This is a genomic window from Pedobacter sp. GR22-6 (assembly GCF_037402555.1).
Taxonomy (GTDB): Bacteria; Bacteroidota; Bacteroidia; order Sphingobacteriales; family Sphingobacteriaceae; genus Pedobacter.
In genome coordinates, this window is record NZ_JBBEUC010000006.1 from 36,319 (window position 1) to 55,996 (window position 19,678).

Annotated in this window: 15 protein-coding genes; 10 read left to right on the forward strand and 5 right to left on the reverse strand. The window is 43.3% G+C overall.

Annotation, left to right across the window (positions count from 1 at the left end; all coding sequences use genetic code 11):
• The first annotated feature begins 3 nt into the window (after positions 1-3).
• The 6 genes from WAE59_RS22450 (at position 4) to WAE59_RS22475 (ending at position 7,967) form a co-directional block, all read left to right on the forward strand.
• Positions 4-1,533 (forward strand): malate:quinone oxidoreductase, encoded by a 1,530-nt coding sequence (locus WAE59_RS22450; protein WP_337858235.1) that lies wholly within the window; start codon positions 4-6, stop codon positions 1,531-1,533.
• A gap of 140 nt (positions 1,534-1,673) precedes the next feature.
• Positions 1,674-4,103 (forward strand): AsmA family protein, encoded by a 2,430-nt coding sequence (locus WAE59_RS22455; protein ID WP_337858236.1) that lies wholly within the window; start codon positions 1,674-1,676, stop codon positions 4,101-4,103.
• Between the two features lie 18 nt (positions 4,104-4,121).
• Positions 4,122-4,532 carry an OsmC family protein gene (locus WAE59_RS22460; RefSeq protein ID WP_337858237.1) on the forward strand — a complete coding sequence of 137 codons (411 nt, stop codon included), beginning with the start codon at positions 4,122-4,124 and terminating at the stop codon, positions 4,530-4,532.
• A gap of 134 nt (positions 4,533-4,666) precedes the next feature.
• Complete coding sequence (proB, locus tag WAE59_RS22465; RefSeq protein WP_337858238.1) at positions 4,667-5,701, forward strand: glutamate 5-kinase; 1,035 nt, start codon at positions 4,667-4,669, stop codon at positions 5,699-5,701.
• 5 nt (positions 5,702-5,706) lie between these two features.
• Complete coding sequence (locus WAE59_RS22470) at positions 5,707-6,954, forward strand: glutamate-5-semialdehyde dehydrogenase (RefSeq protein WP_337858239.1); 1,248 nt, start codon at positions 5,707-5,709, stop codon at positions 6,952-6,954.
• A complete protein-coding gene (locus WAE59_RS22475; RefSeq protein ID WP_337858240.1) occupies positions 6,951-7,967 on the forward strand; it encodes a LacI family DNA-binding transcriptional regulator in 1,017 nt (338 codons plus the stop codon). The genes WAE59_RS22470 and WAE59_RS22475 overlap by 4 nt, the downstream gene beginning before the upstream one ends.
• A gap of 11 nt (positions 7,968-7,978) precedes the next feature.
• On the opposite strand, the gene WAE59_RS22480 is transcribed toward WAE59_RS22475, so the two are convergent.
• Entirely contained in the window at positions 7,979-9,712 is a 1,734-nt protein-coding gene (locus WAE59_RS22480; protein ID WP_337858241.1) for a phospho-sugar mutase, read from the reverse strand.
• A gap of 307 nt (positions 9,713-10,019) precedes the next feature.
• On the opposite strand from WAE59_RS22480, the gene WAE59_RS22485 reads away from it, so the two are divergent.
• Positions 10,020-11,333, forward strand: a complete 1,314-nt coding sequence (locus WAE59_RS22485) for an aspartate kinase (protein WP_337858242.1) — start codon at positions 10,020-10,022, stop codon at positions 11,331-11,333.
• 178 nt (positions 11,334-11,511) lie between these two features.
• Complete coding sequence (lysA, locus tag WAE59_RS22490; protein WP_337858243.1) at positions 11,512-12,669, forward strand: diaminopimelate decarboxylase; 1,158 nt, start codon at positions 11,512-11,514, stop codon at positions 12,667-12,669.
• Positions 12,670-12,690: 21 nt separating this feature from the next.
• Here lysA and WAE59_RS22495 read toward each other — a convergent pair whose 3' ends face one another.
• The 4 genes from WAE59_RS22495 to WAE59_RS22510 are packed head-to-tail and all read right to left on the reverse strand — an operon-like array spanning position 12,691 to position 17,774.
• On the reverse strand, positions 12,691-13,491 hold the full coding sequence (locus tag WAE59_RS22495; RefSeq protein WP_337858244.1) for a hypothetical protein: 801 nt from the start codon (positions 13,489-13,491) through the stop codon (positions 12,691-12,693).
• A gap of 37 nt (positions 13,492-13,528) precedes the next feature.
• Entirely contained in the window at positions 13,529-13,909 is a 381-nt protein-coding gene (locus tag WAE59_RS22500; protein WP_337858245.1) for an SRPBCC domain-containing protein, read from the reverse strand.
• Positions 13,896-16,577 carry a DUF3857 domain-containing protein gene (locus WAE59_RS22505; protein ID WP_337858246.1) on the reverse strand — a complete coding sequence of 894 codons (2,682 nt, stop codon included), beginning with the start codon at positions 16,575-16,577 and terminating at the stop codon, positions 13,896-13,898. The genes WAE59_RS22500 and WAE59_RS22505 overlap by 14 nt, the downstream gene beginning before the upstream one ends.
• A 6-nt stretch (positions 16,578-16,583) precedes the next feature.
• Entirely contained in the window at positions 16,584-17,774 is a 1,191-nt protein-coding gene (locus WAE59_RS22510) for an acyl-CoA dehydrogenase family protein (RefSeq protein ID WP_337858247.1), read from the reverse strand.
• Positions 17,775-17,872: 98 nt separating this feature from the next.
• On the opposite strand from WAE59_RS22510, the gene WAE59_RS22515 reads away from it, so the two are divergent.
• Positions 17,873-18,244 carry a dihydroneopterin aldolase gene (locus WAE59_RS22515; protein WP_337858248.1) on the forward strand — a complete coding sequence of 124 codons (372 nt, stop codon included), beginning with the start codon at positions 17,873-17,875 and terminating at the stop codon, positions 18,242-18,244.
• A gap of 36 nt (positions 18,245-18,280) precedes the next feature.
• Positions 18,281-19,678: an FAD-binding oxidoreductase gene (locus WAE59_RS22520; protein ID WP_337858249.1), complete on the forward strand. Its 1,398-nt coding sequence runs from the start codon at positions 18,281-18,283 to the stop codon at positions 19,676-19,678.

Here is a 19,678-nt window from a genome sequence, read left to right on the forward strand (position 1 = left end):
ATTTTGCAAAAAATTTCAAAAATGACTGGTAAAAGTAGTAATTCGGAGAACACGGTTGATGTAATATTGATTGGCGCTGGTATCATGAGCGCAACTTTAGGGGTGTTGCTTAAAGAATTACAGCCGGACCTGAGTATAGAGATTTTTGAACGTCTCGATGTTGCTGCAGCAGAAAGCTCTGATGCCTGGAATAATGCGGGTACAGGACATTCCGCTTTCTGTGAGCTCAACTATACGCCTGAAAAAGCCGACGGTTCTGTGGATACCAAAAAAGCAGTGGCTATTGCTGAATCCTTTGAGGTTTCCAAACAGTTTTGGTCCTTCCTGGTGAAGAATAAAATCGTTGGTGCACCAGAAGATTTCATTAAAGGTATTCCGCATATGAGTTTTGTATGGGGAGAAGAAAACGTAAAATTCTTAAAAACGCGTTACAATAACCTTCAAAAAAGTAACCTTTTCAAAGGAATGAGCTATTCTGAGGACCCTAAACAGATGGCAGAATGGATGCCATTGGTTATGGATGACCGAGACCCGAATGAAAAAGTAGCTGCAACGAGAATGACCTTAGGTACGGATGTGAATTTTGGTGCCTTGACCAGAATGATGTTCAATCACCTGCAAAAGTTAGATCAGGTAGACCTTCATTTTCACCATGAAGTACGTAAGCTGAAACAAAAGAACGGCTTTTGGGAGGTTAAAGTTAAAAATGAGACTACCGGTAAAAAAAGGCTCATTAAATCAAAATTTGTATTTATCGGTGCCGGTGGCGGCTCATTGCCATTGCTCGAAAAAGCCAATATTCCTGAAGGAAATGGCTTCGGTGGGTTCCCTGTAAGCGGCCAATGGCTGAAATGCGTCAATCCTGAAGTGATCGAGCGCCACCATGCTAAAGTATATGGTAAAGCATCTGTAGGTGCCCCACCCATGTCCGTGCCGCACCTTGATACCCGGATGATCGATGGTAAGAAAGCCCTTCTTTTCGGACCATATGCAGGTTTTTCTACACGCTTTTTGAAACATGGATCTTTGCTGGATCTACCGCTATCTATCAAAATCAATAATATCCGGCCGATGATCTCTGCTGGTCTGGACAATCTGCAGCTGACGAAATACCTGATCGATCAGGTGAGACAGTCGCCGGAAGACCGTATGGTTGCCCTTAGGGAATACCTGCCTACTGCAAAAATGGAGGACTGGGAACTGGAGACTGCGGGGCAGCGTGTTCAGGTCATCAAAAAAGACGAAAAGCACGGTGGAATCCTGGAGTTCGGTACAGAAGTGGTAACTGCAGCTGATGGATCAATTGCAGCGCTATTGGGGGCATCACCAGGTGCATCTACGGCAGTATCTATTATGCTCACCTTAATGGAGCGTTGCTTTAAAGATCAGATTCATACCCCAGAATGGGAGCAAAAACTGAAACAGATGATTCCTTCTTATGGCATACAGCTTAGTGGAAATGCCGAGTTGACGGATCAGATTAGAAATGAAACCTCAGAAGTTTTGAAACTGGAAGTTCCTGAACTCGCGTAAGGGAGCACCAGAACAAATCAAAATATAGGAAACGGAAGCATCAATTGCTTCCGTTTTTTTTGTGCTTTTCATGCAATTTGGCTTATCGTAAATTATTGGTGTAAAAATTGTTACGCTGTTTGTACAGATAAACTCAAAACATGCCACGCTGGACAAAAATTATACTGAAGATATTGGGAATTCTCATCGGAGTAGTCCTGCTTGTTTACATCGCGGCGGCGGTGTATGTGAACGTCAATAAAAAAAGCTTATTACAACGCGTTACCAGTGAATTGAACAAGAATTTGAATGGAAGCATGGCGATCGAAAGCATGGAACCGACCTTCCTTCGTGGATTTCCGGGGGTATCGCTCGGCTTAAGAAATGTAATACTGAGGGACAGCCTGTGGTCCAGGCATCAACATACTCTGTTGGAAGCCAAGGATTTTGATGTTTCCGTGAATGCCCTTGCGCTCCTTACAGGCACTTTGGAGATCAAAAAAATAGAAATTAATAACGCTACCATATACCTCTATACGGATAGTAATGGCTACAGTAATACTTCCATATTTAAGAAAAAAGATAAAAGTAAACCAAAACCAGAGCAGGATGCGGAGGCACCTGCGGAGTTGGGGAAATTTGCGCTCAATAATGTAAACTTTGTAGTAGATAATCAGAAAGGACATAAACGCTTTCAATTTGTTTTAGATGAACTGAGTGGGAAGATGGATTATGGCTGGTCGGGCTGGGAAGCAGATTTTAAGCTCAAAGCAATAGCCAGAAGCATGGCTTTTAATACCCTAAGGGGAAGTTTTATAAAAGATAAAGTTCTTGAAGGGCCCTTTCAGGTGAAATATAGTGAAGAAACCGGCATCATATCGGTAGCACCAAATACCCTTAATATCGGTTCAGACCCTTTTTTGATTGCTGCGCAGTTTGACACCTCCAAGGAGAACACCGATTTTTCAATAGATATTACAACAAAAAACATCTTATGGAAAAATGCTTCCGCCTTGCTGGCCCCCAACATCAGTTCTAAACTTAATATGTTCAACCTGGAAAACGCGATCCATGTGAACTGCCGGATTGCCGGCAATATGGGGCCCGGGGGCGATCCTTCCATCGACGTAAGAGCAGAAGTAGGGACAAATACATTAACTACCCCTGGTGGCGTGATCAAAGACTGTAGTTTTGTGGGCACCTTTACCAATAATGACATTAAGGGTAAAGGCACGACAGATCAAAATTCAGCCATTAAACTTTATAAATTTAAAGGCAGCTATGCAGAAATGCCCTTCAGCATTGATACCGCATCGATCCATGACCTGGATAAGCCCATTGCCACAGGCGTATTTACTTCCAGGTTTGAAATCGCTAAACTGAATAATGTGATCGGTGACAACATGCTGAAATTTGGTAAGGGGACAGCTGATGTCAAGCTTGCCTATACCGCAGATATTGTTGATTTTAAGCTGACGAAACCATTTGTGAAAGGTATAGTTGACATCAAGAATGCAGACCTGAGCTACGTTCCGAGGAAGATTAATTTTAAAAACACCGCTATTGCACTGAATTTCACGGATAATGATCTATTCATTAAAAATATCCGTCTGCAAAGTGGCAAAAGCATTGTTTATATGGACGGTAGCATCAAAAACTTCCTTAACCTTTACTATACCGCACCGGAAAAAATCCTGTTAAACTGGAAGATCAGAAGTCCACAACTGCATCTGGCCGAGTTCCTTGGGTTCCTGGGGACACGGAGGCCTAAAGCAAAAAAGAGAACCGTAAAGAGTAATTTCTCAGACAATCTGAACGAAGTCTTTGAGAAAAGCCAGGTGAACATGAATGTAAAAGTAGACAAAGTCTACTATAACAAATTTCTGGCAACGGATGCCAATGCTGATCTGCTTTTGTCGGAAAACCGGATTTCTATCAAAAATGTAAGTGTGAAACATGCCGGGGGGTCATTGAAATTGAATGGGAACGTGAGTCAAAATGGTTCGTACAACGGTTTCAGTGTAAACACCAGTCTGAGCAATGTAGATATTCAGCATTTCTTCTATGCCTTTGACAATTTTGGGATGAAGACCCTGACCTCAAAAAATCTGAGGGGATATTTATATTCGAAAGTAAATGTATCGGGAAGCATCAATGACAAAGGAGCGATCATGCCCAATTCTTTAAGAGGCAGTATCATTTTCGACCTTAAAAAAGGCGCTTTACTTAATTTCGACCCCATCCGGAGCGTGGGTAAATTTGCTTTTCCTTTCCGTGACCTGAACCACATTACTTTCAGTAACCTCAACGGTAAATTTGATCTCAGAGGAAAGGACATTACCATTAACCCGATGCAGATCAGTTCCTCCCTGCTAAACATGGATATTGCCGGTGTCTATTCATTAGGTACGGGAACGAATATTGCATTGGATGTACCATTGCGGAATCCCAAAAAAGACGAGGAGATTGCGGACAGCCAGGAAAAAAAGGAGCGCAGGATGAAAGGAATAGTTTTACATTTACTGGCAACAGATGGTGAGGATGGAAAAATTAAGATCAAGCTCAATAAGAACCGCGATAAAACTAAGTAAATTAACAAAAATTGAATTATGAAACGTAATGCTACAGCCGTTTGGAACGGCACCATCAAAGAAGGTTCAGGTCATCTGAGCACTGACAGTAAAGTATTGGATCAAACACAGTATTCCTTCAACAGCAGATTTGCAGATGGCATAGGAACCAATCCGGAAGAATTAATGGCCGCTGCCCATGCAGGCTGCTTTACAATGAAACTGAGCCTGGACCTTACCGAAGCTGGATTTAACCCGACATCACTGGAAACTAAAGCTACCGTGTCTCTCGAAAATGGTGTCATTACCAGTTCGAATCTGGTATTGAAGGCTGATATTCCAGGGATAGAAGATGCGCAGTTTCAGGAAATCGCGGCAGGAGCTAAAGCCAACTGTCCGGTGAGTAAGGCATATAGTGTAGACATCAGTCTGGACGCTTCATTGGTATAAACTTATCTTTTGCCGAAGAAAATCCCCTGGCTATTTCACAGACAGGGGATTTTTTTATGTTATAGTTACGATAAAACGATGTAAATTATCTATTTTCGGTCTTTCGAGTAGGAATTTTACAATATCAAATATAAATGACCAAGTCTATACTTGTTTTAAAATTAGGGTCGGCCTCCATTACGACTCCGAAAGGCGAGATTGATGAAGCGATCATCGCCGACATCACCCGCCAGGTTTCGGAGCTATCGAAAGCATATCACTTAATTTTAGTGTCCTCGGGCGCGGTAGCAGCGGGCAAGAAATACATCAAAAATTATAAAGGTAAAATGAGCGAAAGGAAGGCTGCTGCGGCAATAGGAAATCCCTTGCTGCTGGGTATGTACTCCAGGTATTTTGAACCTTACCAAATTTCCATCGCGCAGAGTTTGTGCGAACGTCAACATTTTTCCAGTCGCAGGCAATTTCTCCAGTTGAAGGAGACCTATGAAGAATTGTGGAAAAATGGAGTGATCCCAATAGCAAATGAGAATGATGTAGTGAGTAACCTGGAACTAAAATTCTCCGACAATGATGAATTGGCGACCTTACTCGGTGTGGGCTTTGGGGCTTCTCTGATCTTGTTGGGTACTTCGGTACCGGGTGTGCTGGACAAAGAAGGTCAGGTAATTCCTAAAATAGATTCTATCAATAATGATGTATTTTCACTGGCAAATAAGAATACATCAGAAGTTGGTCTCGGTGGCATGACCTCGAAACTAACATTCGCTCATCTGGCTTCCAGTATGGGGATTCAGGTTGTGATCTTCGGGGTGAGGACGCCGGATGGTATACTTAAAGCCGTAGCTGGCGAAACAGGAACGGCCTGCACGCCAAAGGAAGGTTCGATCTCATCACGAAACAAATGGCTCGCCAGTGGTAGCCTGGTCACCGGAAGGCTGATGGCTGATGCCGGAGCGGTTGAGGCTATCCGTAAACGGAAAAGCCTGTTGGCTGTAGGTGTGCAGTCAATTATAGCCGCTTTTGCCGACGGTGAAATATTTGAACTCATAGATGAAGCGGGCAACATTGTCGCAGTGGCCAGGGCGAAGGTATCATCGCAAGCATTAATTAAGGATTCAAAACAACACAACCTGGAGATAGCCAATGCCAGCGATATTGTGATTTTATAATGAAAATGGACTCGATTGAAGAACAACTGATCCAGGCAAGGGAAGCAAAGAAATCCATTTCTACACTTGCTGATCGGGATAAACAACGACTGATCAACCGATTGGCTGTGGTGATTACGGAACATACGGCAGATATCATAGCGGAAAATCTGAAAGACCTGCAGAAAATGGAGGATACAGATCCCAAGAAGGACAGGTTGCTGCTGAATGCAGAACGAATTGTCGGCTTAGCCGACAGTCTCCGTGACGTGGCCGCATTGCCTGATCCTACCGAAAAAGTAATTTCGGAGCAGACTATGGATAATGGATTGTTTATCCGAAAGAAAACTGTTGCCTTGGGCGTAGTGGGCGTCATTTATGAATCCAGGCCCAATGTAACCGTTGATGTTGCCGCACTTTGTATCCGCTCAGGCAATGTCTGTGTATTGAGGGGTGGACAGGATGCTTATCATACCAACCTTTATATTGTCGCGCTGATACAGGGGGTATTAACGGAATTTGGTCTGGACAGGAATATTGTGCAACAATTGCCGGCAGATCGAAAGTATATTGTGGAGATTCTAAGGGCGAAAAAATACATCGACGTCATTATTCCGAGGGGTTCAAACCAATTGATTGAATTCGTGCGGGAAAATGCGCAGGTACCGGTTATAGAAACCGGGGCGGGAGTATGCCATACGTATATTGAACAAAGTGGAAATTTGGAGTCGGGAGCTGACATAGTGGTCAATGCGAAGGTGTCCCGTCCATCTGTATGCAACTCCCTGGATACAGTTGTAGTGGACGAATCGGTAGCCGCAGATTTTTTAAAAATACTGGCTCCAAAGCTGTTGCCCTATGACGTAGAAGTATTTGCGGATGAGCGGGCTTATGCGATTTTAGAGGAGCAGGCGTATCCATTCCTTCAATTGGCAAAAGCAGACGATTTCGGAAGGGAATTTCTGGATTATAAATGCTCTGTTAAGATCGTGAGAGGCATTGATGAAGCTCTGGATCACATTGCGGCCTATTCTTCCAAACATTCGGAGGCAATAATTACAGAAGATGCAGCGAAAAGCGAGCTGTTCTTGAATCAGGTGGATGCCGCCGTCGTTTATTTGAATGCCTCTACACGTTTTACAGACGGGCAGGTATTCGGTCTTGGGGCGGAGATCGGGATTTCCACACAGAAGCTCCATGCAAGGGGGCCGTTCGCATTAGAGAAACTTGTAACAGAGAAATGGATTGTAAAAGGTAAGGGACAAATCAGATGAAACCAGCGTCTATAAAAGATATCGCAAATAAAGCGAATGTATCAATAACTACAGTGTCGTTTATCCTTAACGGGAAGGCAGAACAAATGCGCATTAGTAAAGCGGTGATCGAAAGGGTACAGGCTGTCATTAAGGAATTTGAATTCAAACCGAACCAGATTGCACGCAGTCTACGTACCGGGAATACCAAGACGATCGGACTGATCGTTGAAGACATTTCCAATCCTTTCTTCGCGAGCATTGCGAGAAAAATCGAAGACAAAGCTTATAAAAAAGGCTATAAAATCAGCTATTCCAGTACTGAAAATGATGTTGCGAAAGCCAAGGACCTGATTGAAATGTTTAAATCGAGGCAGGTAGATGCCTATATCATTGCACCTGTGCCTGGTATAGAAGAAGACATTAAGCTGTTGCTGGCGGAGAAAATACCGGTAGTGATCTTTGACAGGAACCTTCCTGATCTTGAAGTGAACTATGTAGCAGTTGACAACTTCAATGGAACCTATATGGCGACCAAGCATTTGCTGGACAAGGGCAAGAAGAATGTGGCCTTTGTAACCGTAGATCTTCATGTTGACCAGATGAACAATCGTTTTTTTGGATATGAAAGTGCGTTGAAAGAGCAGGGGCAAGAGTTCAATAAGGAATTTTACATCGAGGTACCTTTTGACAGCTCCGAAGAAGATACGCATAAACAATTGGCACTGCTGTTTAATGAGCATCCGGAAATTGATGCGGTCTTGTTTTCTACCAATTACCTGGCAATTAAAGGACTGGGAGCGCTGAAGCAAATCAATAAGAAGATTGATGATGATTTTTGTATCATCTCTTACGATGATCATGACGTATTTAAACTGCATACGCCACCGATTAGTGTAGTAGATCAGCCGATAGAGGAGATTGCAGAAAGGATCATTGATATTGTCCTGAATGAACTGGCCAGTAGCAATGATCCTTTGCATAAAAAAGGTGTAATCAAGGTCACCTTACAACCTCATTTTATAGAGAGATAGCGATCTGGAGCTTACTCCTCCAGATCTTTCATGATTGCTTTTACCTTAGCTGTAAGCTCAGCGTCTGTTTGCTTGAACGAAGCCCTGTCTTTCAATACTGTGTTTACGCTGCAGTAGAATTTGATCTTCGGTTCTGTTCCGGATGGTCGTGCAGAGATGATGCTTCCATCTTCAGTGATGAATTGCAGTACATCAGATTTTGGTAACTCCAATTCTGTTTTTTGACCTGTGCTCAGGTCCGTTTCAACACCAAGTTCGTAATCCTTCAAAGTAGCCACTTTAGAACCTCCAAGTGTTGCAGGCGGGTTGTTCCTGAATTTCTCCATCATGGCTTTGATTTCCTCAGCTCCGGTTTTTCCTTTTTTGGTGATGGAGACCAGTTCCTCTTTATAAATTCCATATTGAACGTACATGTCCAAAAGCGCATCGTACAGGCTGCTTCCTTTATCCTTGTAAAAAGCCGTCATTTCTGCGATGAATGCACAGGATACGACTGCATCTTTGTCCCTGACGAGTTCGCCGATGAGATATCCATAACTTTCTTCACCGCCGCCGATAAAGGTCTTCTTACCTTCCAGGTCAGTCATCAGTTTTCCGATCCACTTGAATCCGGTAAGTGTATTGTAATACGTTACGTTTTTCGCTTTAGCGATTGCCTCGATCAAGTTAGAGGTTACAATGGTCTTCACAATATATTGCTCGCCATTGAGCTTGCCTTTTTCTTCCCATGCGCTCAGCAGGTAATTGATCAGCAAACTTCCGGTTTGGTTGCCATTCAGGAGCACAAATTCCCCGTCGTTATTTTTAACCGCAATCCCGACACGGTCGGCATCCGGATCTGTAGCCAATACGAGGTCAGCATCAATTTCCTGTGCTTTTTTAAGTGCGAGGGTTAATGCTTCCTTTTCCTCAGGGTTAGGGTATACTACAGTAGGGAAATTTCCGTCTGGTGTGCTTTGTTCTTCAACCAGGGTCAGGTTTGTAAAACCAAACTGCTCCAATGCCTTTGGTACCAGTGTGATCCCTGTACCGTGGATCGGAGAATAAACGATCTTCAGGTCTTTCTGACGGCTGATGGCCTCAGGCGAGACGGAAAGTTCTGTAATCTTATCGAGGTACAATTGATCGATATCTTCCCCGATTAGTTCCACATTACTGTCGATGCGGTCGAATTTCACTTCGTCAATGCTGGTGATCTTTGCCACTTCATCCATGACCAGGGTATCGTCAGGTGCAGTAAATTGTCCACCATCGGCGCCATACGCTTTATAGCCATTGTATTCTTTAGGATTGTGTGAAGCCGTCAGCATTACACCACTGCGGCAGCCCAGTTCACGGATAGCGAATGACAGTTCAGGAGTAGGGCGGAGTGCACTGAAAAAATAAACGTGAATGCCATTGGCAGAAAAAACGTCGGCAGTAATTCCGGCGAAGTAATCTGAGTTGTTTCGGCTGTCGTGTGCGATAGCCACTTTGATCTGTTCAGCCGGATATTTTTTCAGGAGGTAATTGCTCAAACCCTGTGTTGCTGTACCAATTGTGTATTTATTAATTCGGTTTGAGCCTGCCCCCATAATTCCGCGAAGGCCGCCGGTACCAAATTCCAAATTCCTGTAAAAAGAGTCAGTTAGCTCAGTATAAGCTTCTTTATCTAATAATGCCTGTATTTCTTCTTTGGTCTTTTGGTCGTAATTTCCATTAAGCCAGCTGTTTATCGTGCTTAATGTCGCGTCTTCTAATTGCATAAGATATGGGGTGTTTTTTTAAAAATTTCTAATAGCAAACAAATATATGGAACTGTAGTTTTCTGAAGCATTGTTAATCATCAAAATATTTTCTCAATATCACGATTATTAACAGCGTTTTCTTTAATTTCACGGCCTAATATAAGTATATAACCAATTTGATTAAAATATTTATTGAGTTTTAAAGATTAAACAATTGTTAATGAAAGTTTCAGGTTTATGCCTGAAGTTTAGTTAACGTAAAAACAATTGAACGGTGAAATCCGGCGGGTCCGGAGGAAATCAACTGTATAACCATTATAAAATTATGAAAATATTAAAGTTTGGAGGAACTTCCGTGGGAAGCCCTGAGCGCATGAAAAAATTGCTGGATATCATTGATCCGGCGGAAGAACAAATTGTGGTCTTATCGGCAGTGTCTGGTACAACCAATAGTTTAGTAGAAATTTCAGCCAAACTTTTAAAGGAAGATAAACAGGTTGCGTTAACATTGATTAACGCATTACATGAAAAATACAATCAATTTGTAATTGAATTGCTGCCGGAAGGCGAATTCCGTGAGCAGGGTCAGGAAGTCGTGGACTATCATTTTAATTTTCTGGCTACACTGGCGAATGATCTTTTCACGCCCATTGAGGAAAAAGTGGTACTGGCACAAGGAGAACTGTTGTCGACTACCCTCTACCACATTTACCTGAAATCTATTGGCGTGCCTTCAGTACTGTTGCCTGCTTTGGATTTCATGAAAATAGATGAAGATAACGAGCCCGATATCCCATTCAGCACAAAGCATTTGCAGCCTTTGCTTGAGCAACACAAAGGAAACAACCTGTTCATTACCCAAGGGTTTATTTGCAGGAACAGTTTTGGAGAGGTAGATAATCTGAGGAGGGGAGGAAGCGACTATACTGCCTCTCTATTGGGCGCTGCTATTCTCGCTGAAGAAGTACAGATCTGGACAGATATTGATGGTATGCACAATAACGATCCCAGAATCGTAAAAGGAACCAAGCCAATTTCCCAGCTTTCTTTTGATGAAGCTGCCGAGCTTGCGTATTTTGGCGCTAAGATCCTGCATCCGCAGTCGGTATTCCCTGCACAGAAATATAAGATCCCGGTGAGGTTATTGAATACCATGGAGCCCCAGGCTTTCGGTACACTCATCTCCACGGAAAGTGAAAAAGGAAAGATCAAATCTATTGCTGCTAAAGACGGCATTACCGCAATCAAAATCCATTCCAGCCGCATGCTGCTGGCTTATGGTTTCCTACGACGTGTATTTGAAATTTTCGAGCGTTACAAAACGCCGATCGATATGATCACCACTTCGGAAGTTGCGGTGTCGGTCACTGTTGATTTCACCGATAACTTGGAGCAGATCATAGCGGAACTTCATGATTTTGGTACTGTGGAAGTGGATAACGATCAGTCTATTGTTTGTGTAGTGGGTGATTTTAGTGCACAGACACATGGTTATGCTGCCCGTGTACTTGATGCAATCAAACACATTCCCGTGCGCATGATCTCTTACGGAGGAAGCAGTTACAATATCTCACTGCTGATCAATACGGGTGATAAAACAGAGGCCCTGAAGAGCTTGCACAACCGCTTATTTGAGTGATCAGTGGCGCCTTAGCCAGACCAAAATAGCGACGACAAGGAATACGAGTGCGATAAAGAGTCTGATTCTCCTATCGTACTCCTTTCTGCTGATGTGCTGTTTTCTGTAATCCATGTAATTGCCGAAATAGATCAGCGCCAAAACAAGAATAAGAATTACAATAAGAAACTTGAACATTATGTTTTCTGATAAAGATATTTCGCATTTCGCCAGTTTAGAAACACCTTTCTACCATTACGATCTTGCTTTGTTGCAAAAGACGTTGGCGACTTGTGCGACAGCAGCGAAGTTATATAATTTTCATGTGCATTATGCCATGAAAGCAAATTTCAATCAACGTGTATTGGACTGTATAGAAGCCATTGGTTTTGGTGCAGACTGCGTGAGCGTAGGCGAAGTGAATAGAGCCATAGAAGTAGGCTTTGATAAAGGAAAAGTCGTATTTGCAGGTGTGGGGAAATCTGATAAAGAAATCAATGGTGCATTGGATCAGGATATATTTTGCTTCAACGTAGAATCTATTCAGGAACTGGAAGTGATTGATGAACTGGCAGGAGCCAAAGGCAAGAAAGCGAGCGTTGCGATCAGGATCAATCCGAATGTAGACGCGCACACGCACCACAACATCACCACCGGACTTGATGAAAATAAGTTCGGAATCAATTCCTGGGACCTTCCTGCCTGTGCAGAAACCTTGAGAAAATGTGCTAACCTGGAGTTTTTAGGAATCCATTTCCATATTGGTTCCCAGATCACTAACCTGGATGTTTATAAGAACCTTTGTGTGCGTGTCAATGAATTTGCGACCTGGTTTGAAGAACGTGGGTTTAGCGTGAAGGTGCTGAACGTTGGGGGTGGCCTGGGTATTGATTATCACAATCCGGATCAACAGATTCCGGACTTTGATGCTTACTTTAAGATTTTCAATGAATTTTTAAACGTCAGGCCTAATCAGGAAGTTCATTTTGAACTTGGGAGGGCTTTGGTAGGACAATGCTCCTCACTGATCAGCAAAGTGCTGTATGTAAAGAATGGTAAAAAGAAAAACTTTATCATACTGGATGCAGGGATGACAGAGCTGATGAGGCCTGCGTTATATCAAGCCTATCATAAGATTGAGAACCTGAGCAAGTCAGGTCTTCCTGCGGTAAAATACGATGTTGTAGGGCCAATTTGCGAGAGTACGGATTGCTTTGGCAAAGAAGTAGAATTACCCGAAAGCCATAGGGGCGACCTAATCGCGTTGCGAAGCACGGGAGCCTATGGAGAAGTAATGGCATCCAAATACAACCTTCGGGACGAAATCAGGTCAGCTTACAGCGAGGCCGTTTCCTAAATTTATTCGCCTGGATACTCATTAAAAAGAGTATCCAAGCGAGATGCTGTTTCCAAGATTGATGTTGCTCGAATACTCATAGGTAAGCGAGACACGATAGATCTTGAGAAAGTAGCTGAATGACTTGGATGAAGGGGTGTTTCCGTATTCATTTTTGAACGCTGAATTTCCGTTGTCAAAGCTGTTCAATGCGCCTGGGGTGAATCCTATGAAGTAACGGAAAGCATGCTGGATATTTTTATTTCTCCTGGCATGCCAAATAATCTCTGTAGACAAGCCTGTGGTCCAAACGTTTTTTTGATCTGAGACTGAAATGTCGCTATACAGGCCTTTATTAAAAAGGCTCTTCCGGTAATTCAGGTAATCGCCAGCTTCTACACTGTACGAATTTTCCCAGTTGATGAGCCGGAAGTTCGTATTGCCGTTACCGGACACCAACTGGTAACCCATGCTTGTTCTCAGGCCCAGTCCATAGGTAGACTTTTTGAATGGAGGCAACTCATCTTCGTTAAGCTCAACAGCCGAATTGCCCTGCATGGCCTTTCCCAGGAAACCGAAAGCACCATAGGAAAGATTAAATGAGTTGAAAGTGTGCGAGCGGTGGGCTGTGAGCATGCCCATTTCGATGCTGAGACCGCTGGGTGAAAGCGCAGCCGCATAGGCACCGTTCACATAGGTTGCGCTGTGCTTGTCGTCAGAAAGCATGGGCCTGGCAAGGTATCCAATGTTATTGCCAAGCACCGCTGGCGACAGGTAGGTTTTACAGGAGCTGATCAGCAAACATAGTGTTCCGCCGATCAGCGAGAGGTAGATTTTGTTCATTGCAAGAATGCGCTAAGATAAATTTCAGTTATTTCTACTACTCGTCGAAGAAATCAATCAATCCTCCTAAATAGTACTCTATAATACCAGACGTAAAATCTTCGTAATCCGCTACAGGGATGTTCGTTTGTACAAATTCCAGGGAAGTGCCTTTCCTGTCTTCGTGCAGTTTAATGGTCACTATCGAAGGTTCATTTTCTTCGCCGAAATACCATTGTTGGACAATTTTTTTGGCATAATCAAACTCTAGGTTTTTGCCCGAGATGTCTCCATCCCAAAAAGAGAACTCTGTTCCAGGCGCTTCGGTGAATTCCACCTCAGCCCCAGTCCACAATTGAATACTTTGTGCTTTCGTTAGTGCCAGGTATACTTCTTCCGGGGGAGCAGGGAGGTAAGTGTATTTTTTAAATGTTTTCATGCTTTTCGTCGATTTCGACTGTTTCCTCAGCGGGGACAGTCTGTTTTTGTATGAGTTTATGATTGTAATACCTGATCATTGCTTTGGTCCATTCAGATTCAGGATAAGTAAATACGAAGGTTTCCCTGACACGCTGGGATTTTTTTAAATAAAGTATGCAAATCACAGAAATAGATATCGATCCCAGCAGTTTACCTATTTGATAACCCGTATTATAGTCAAGGTAGGAATCTCCCGCTGTGAAAAGTGTTAATAGCGATGAAAGTACTGCACTGCAAATCATCAGTCTGGTGAAAATTGAGTATTGGATCGGAAAACTCTCCCGCCTGTTGAAAAATAAGAAAATACATAAAATTGAATAAGGTATAAGGAGGGAATTTCCTAACAAATAAATCCCATACACTATTGTCAATAGATTTCCTTTTAGGTTTTCCATCTGATTCAGCTGGAACCAAAGGTCATTATTAAAGATATTTAAAGTTATAAATTTAGTTGTAATTACAACAGGCCCCAACAAAACACGTATGGCCAGGAGTATTAGCCATCCTGCTATCGGCTTAGCTCTGGTCAATTTTTCTGTATCGAAATCCGTTCTTTTCTGATAGATCTTTATACAAAAAACAGAAAAGATCATGCTGGTTAGTACAACCGCAAGCACTGCGTAAGCATTCAGGTCAGAAGTCAGGGAGGATGAAAGTCCGCCGGCGACATAATAATAACTGAGCTGCCTGTCGACCTTTTTGTAATCCTTTACATAATCCATGATTTCGGAGCCCTCAATATGATCTTTCAAACTCCGGTAGGTATACTTATAATTGATGGTTTTGCCAGAACCGGATGTGCTCAACTCGAAGAAGTAATTGCTGTTTTCAATAGTGGTAGTTTCGTTGTCGTTGCTGTAATTATAAGGCATTCTGATGTCCAGTTCCTGTTCGATATTTACCGGGTGTTTCAGCATTACCGGTTCGAGTCTTTTCTTTGCCTTTAAGTTCCGGAGTTCGCTGCTCAGCATATCCGCATAGAAATAGACCCGTTTTTCGTCGCTATCCTCTGATGTGGTCCAGATGTTCTCAATCTCATACTTTTCAGTCAGCTCAACGGTATTGTCTTTTTCATTATCCAAGATTTTGATCGGGGCTGCTGAAGAAATGTCTGTATAATATTTACCGTAATATTCTAGGTAATCTTTTTCTAATCCGTCTGTACCGGATTCCGCGATGGCCGACCTGATGTTGTCGGCATAGTTGCCGGTATATTTACTTTTAATCAGCAAGGTGGATTTTTTATTATCGCTCGTATCAGCAACGTCAAAGCTCAGTTTCGCAACCAGTTTTCCCTTAGGTTTACTGACCATTCTCTCCAGCGCATTTACGCCCGGTTTGATCACCAGTACATGGCCGTAGTCGGGTGCATAGAAATCATCAAACTTAGCCCGCTGGTAAGAAATGGTGGGGTCTATCCAGGTTCTTTTTCCAGCATAGTCTACCGCTACAATTACATGGTTAAATACAAAAGGACTGGGGAGGTATTCGTTGGTCCTGATGGTACTCTCAGTGTCCGCATATACCATATAAGCTGCGATATGCTCGGCGCTGAGCAGGTGCTGTAGCAGGAGAGACTTATCTTTACAATCGCCGTAACGTTGTTTCAAGACTTGTTCAGGTGAATTTGGGCGATGGGAGTAAACCCCCATTTCTATTCCCATATACCTGATTTCGTCCTGCACAAAACGCGTAGCCAATTCGATGTATTTCTTTTTATTGCTCCCAGATTCCGCTTTTAATTCAGTGATTTTTTTATTGAGCAAAGGAGAATTAAGATTGGGATAACTGTTGATGTTCAGGCCCCAATAGACAATTTCATTCCAACTTTGGTACTCGGAAAATTGTGTCCTTTTCAATGGATTATACCAGGAGGGCTCATAATCGGCGATACGGTGGGTTTTCGTTAACCTGCTTGTCCATTCATATATGTTATATCCATTTTGTGCTGTGATCTTTGCTGCCGGAGCACCGTTGAAATTTTTGAACTGCATTTTTCTATTGCCAGAGGCAATCAGGTTCATGTACAATTGTCCGATGCTGCTGGAACCCTCAAAATAAAAGCTGGAGGCATATTTGCTACCGAAGATCGGATTGCTTCCCCTGATGGTATAGGCATACTCTATCTGGTCACCCTTACGTACATCTTCCAGTAAAAGAAAAGCATCATAAGTGCCGCTGTAAATAAACTTGGAAAGGTCCTTCTCATTTTGGAGTACCTTGAAACGGGGAGCTGCCAGTTGATCCGATGTCTTTCCATTGCGTTTTACAATGATCTGATGAAAAATCAGTTTCTGAAAACTCGGGTCGTAAGTTACGCTGATCTGTGATCCGTTCTGGACTCCCGCATCCGATACAATCTCCCTGACGATATGTGTGTATTCCTCCTGCAGTTCTACATGATTCTGATTCTCATAAACAGAGAGGTAATATCCGTCGGAGATGTCCTTGTCTAGGGGCCTGGCCCCTTTAAGTTCCGTTTTAATGATCCAGGACGGATTTTGTCTGTTTACCGAAAAGTTTTTACTTTGTCCATATACCAGGGTATGGATGCCAAAAAGGAAAAAATATACAATTGCTACTTTTAAGGTAAAGAAGGAGCAAAAAGGGAGCGTGGAAGATTTCATTAAAATTTATTTAAAAGCGTTTATCCCGGTGACATCCATTCCTGTAATCAGCAAGTGAATGTCGTGCGTTCCTTCGTAAGTCACTACAGACTCCAGGTTCATCATGTGCCTCATAATTGAATATTCACCTGTGATCCCCATTCCACCGAGCATCTGTCTGGCGTTGCGGGCAATGTCCAGCGCAATTTCTACGCTGTTGCGCTTGGCCATGGAAATCTGTTCCGCACTAGCTCTGTTCTCCGTCTTTAGTGTACCCAGACGCCAAACCAGCAATTGCCCTTTGGTGATTTCTGTAACCATCTCGGCTAATTTCTTTTGTTGTAACTGAAAGCCGCCAATGGGTTTTCCAAATTGAATCCGTTCTTTTGAATACCTCAATGCAGTATCATAGCAATCCATGGCAGCACCTAAGGCGCCCCATGCAATACCATACCTGGCCTGATTCAGGCAACCTAAGGGGCCTTTCAGACCGGTAATATCCGGAAAAATATTCTCTTTCGGGATTTGCACATTGTCGAATACCAATTCACCAGTAGCAGAGGCCCGGAGGCTCCATTTGCCATGGGTTTCCGGCGTAGAGAAGCCTTCCATACCTCTTTCTACAATCAGACCCCTGATCTTTCCTGCTTCATCTTTTGCCCATACCACAGCAATATCAGCAAAAGGTGCATTGGAAATCCACATCTTTGCACCATTTAGTAAATAATGGCTTCCCTGATCTTTAATGTTGGTCACCATGCCACCGGGATTGGAGCCATGGTCAGGTTCGGTTAAACCAAAACAACCCATTAATTCACCAGATGCGAGCTTTGGCAGGTATTTTTTGCGTTGTTCTTCCGATCCGTATGCGAAAATCGGATACATGACCAGTGAACCCTGTACTGAAGCTGTAGACCTGATGCCCGAATCCCCGCGTTCAATTTCCTGCATGAGGATACCATAAGCAGTATAGTCCAGACCTGCACCACCATATTCCTGGGGAATGGTAGGCCCAAAAGCGCCAATATCTGCCAGGCCTTTGATCAGGTGTTTGGGGAATTCTGCACGCTGCGCATAGTCTTCGATGATGGGGCTTACTTCTTTCTTTACCCAGTCCCTTGCAGTTGAGCGGATCAGTTTGTGCTCATCGGACAGCAATTCGTCCAGGAGGTAATAGTCCGGAGCTTCGTAAAGGTCTTTTTTCGCAGATTTATTCATTGTTTACGCTATATTTGGTTCAGCAATCAGTACCAATCCAAAGGTAATAATTTACCGGAATGGCTGGTTAAAACCAAGGAAAAATATAATTTTGCCGCATGAACAGTAAACGCAAATATCTGCAGACCGTGGCATTAAGAGATGTTCAATGTCATGCGTTACACGGATACTATCCAGAAGAACAACTGACCGGGATCTACTTCATGGTAGATGCGGTGGTAACTTTTGAAGCGAACGACGACACTGAAGACTTGAGCAGGACGGTCAACTACGAAGTGATCAATACCATTATACTTGAAGAAATGGCCCGTACACAAAAAATGCTGGAAACTGTAGTCAGGAATATTCTGGACCGTATCATCTCACAATATCCCTTTATTCATACCGGTGAAGTAGGCATACGGAAACTCTCTCCGCCCATGGCTGGACAAATCGGACATTCTTTTGTTCAGCTCTCTTACCAGGCTTAACATGATCGGACCACAGAAAAATTAGCAAAGACCAAGATGAACTACCAAAAAATGAACTCAGATATCCTTGATCAGATCAAGACAGCCGTAGGTGCCACCAGCGTATTTACCGATGAAGAATCGCTAGCCACCTATTGCCACGATGAAACGGAAGACCTGAAGTATTACCCCGAGGTAGTGGTAAAGCCGGGAAATGCAGCTGCCATTGCGGCCTTGTTGAAGCTTTGCAATGAACTACATGTGCCCGTAACCCCCAGAGGTGGAGGTACTGGTCTGAGCGGAGCAGCTCTGCCAGTGTTTGGTGGAGTATTGCTATCCATGGAAAAGTTTAAGAAAATCATCGAAATAGATACAGAAAACCTTCAGGCCACTGTAGAACCTGGTGTAATTACAGAAGAATTCATCAATGCTGTAGCAGAAAAAGGTCTCTTGTATCCGGTGGATCCCTCGAGTAAGGGGTCGTGTTTTATTGGTGGAAACGTAGCACACGGTTCAGGCGGACCAAGAGTGGTAAAGTATGGCACCATCAGGGAGTATATCCTTAACCTCGAAGTGGTGTTGCCAACAGGCGAAATTATCTGGACTGGTGCCAATACGGTGAAATATGCATCCGGTTATAACCTTACACAATTGATGATCGGTTCAGAAGGAACGCTTGGTGTGGTCACTAAGATCGTCACCAAGTTGATTCCTAAAACCAGTCAAGGTGTATTGATGCTGGGATCTTTTTCTGAAAATGAAGCGGCATGTGCTGCAGTTTCTGCCATATTCAGAGCCGGCGTCACACCCTCCGCGTTGGAGTTCATGGAACGTAAAGGAGTGGAGTGGGTGATACAGTTTGACGAGATCAAATTTGACCTGAAAGCAGGAGTAAATGCTTTTTTACTCATTGAATTTGACGGTGATGACCTGGATACTATATTTAAGGACTGTGAGAAAGTAAACCAGGTGCTGGAAGAACATGGTTGCACTGAAGTTTTGTTTGCGGATACCGCACAGCAGAAAGAAGATCTGTGGAGGATGCGCAGGACGATGGCTGAATCAGTAAAATCGAATTCCGTCTATAAGGAAGAAGATACCGTTGTGCCCCGTGCAGCTTTACCAAAACTGATCAATGGTATTAAGGAAATTGGCAGCCGTTATGGTTTTGAGAGCGTATGTTATGGACATGCTGGCGATGGAAACCTACACATCAACATCATTAAGGCAGGTATGAGTGATGAAGACTGGAAGAACAAGTTGAGAGATGGGATTGTTGAGATCTTTCAACTGACCACCGAACTTGGTGGTACGATTTCAGGGGAACATGGTATCGGTCTGGTTCAAAAAGAATTTATGCCAATCAAATATAGCGAGCTTCATTTGAACCTAATGAGGGGGATTAAGGCCGTGTTTGATCCCAACCAGATCCTTAATCCCGGAAAGATTTTTTAA

What these genes read in the sequence shown, in the direction of transcription:
- WAE59_RS22485 (WP_337858242.1), top strand. Translation starts at nt 10,020, where the DNA reads ATGAAAATATTAAAGTTTGGAGGAACTTCCGTGGGAAGCCCTGAGCGC.
- proB (WP_337858238.1), top strand. Translation starts at nt 4,667, where the DNA reads ATGACCAAGTCTATACTTGTTTTAAAATTAGGGTCGGCCTCCATTACG.
- WAE59_RS22495 (WP_337858244.1), bottom strand. Translation starts at nt 13,491, where the DNA reads ATGAACAAAATCTACCTCTCGCTGATCGGCGGAACACTATGTTTGCTG.
- WAE59_RS22515 (WP_337858248.1), top strand. Translation starts at nt 17,873, where the DNA reads ATGAACAGTAAACGCAAATATCTGCAGACCGTGGCATTAAGAGATGTT.
- WAE59_RS22470 (WP_337858239.1), top strand. Translation starts at nt 5,707, where the DNA reads ATGGACTCGATTGAAGAACAACTGATCCAGGCAAGGGAAGCAAAGAAA.
- WAE59_RS22505 (WP_337858246.1), bottom strand. Translation starts at nt 16,577, where the DNA reads ATGAAATCTTCCACGCTCCCTTTTTGCTCCTTCTTTACCTTAAAAGTA.
- WAE59_RS22460 (WP_337858237.1), top strand. Translation starts at nt 4,122, where the DNA reads ATGAAACGTAATGCTACAGCCGTTTGGAACGGCACCATCAAAGAAGGT.
- lysA (WP_337858243.1), top strand. Translation starts at nt 11,512, where the DNA reads ATGTTTTCTGATAAAGATATTTCGCATTTCGCCAGTTTAGAAACACCT.
- WAE59_RS22520 (WP_337858249.1), top strand. Translation starts at nt 18,281, where the DNA reads ATGAACTACCAAAAAATGAACTCAGATATCCTTGATCAGATCAAGACA.
- WAE59_RS22480 (WP_337858241.1), bottom strand. Translation starts at nt 9,712, where the DNA reads ATGCAATTAGAAGACGCGACATTAAGCACGATAAACAGCTGGCTTAAT.
- WAE59_RS22510 (WP_337858247.1), bottom strand. Translation starts at nt 17,774, where the DNA reads ATGAATAAATCTGCGAAAAAAGACCTTTACGAAGCTCCGGACTATTAC.
- WAE59_RS22455 (WP_337858236.1), top strand. Translation starts at nt 1,674, where the DNA reads ATGCCACGCTGGACAAAAATTATACTGAAGATATTGGGAATTCTCATC.
- WAE59_RS22500 (WP_337858245.1), bottom strand. Translation starts at nt 13,909, where the DNA reads ATGAAAACATTTAAAAAATACACTTACCTCCCTGCTCCCCCGGAAGAA.
- WAE59_RS22475 (WP_337858240.1), top strand. Translation starts at nt 6,951, where the DNA reads ATGAAACCAGCGTCTATAAAAGATATCGCAAATAAAGCGAATGTATCA.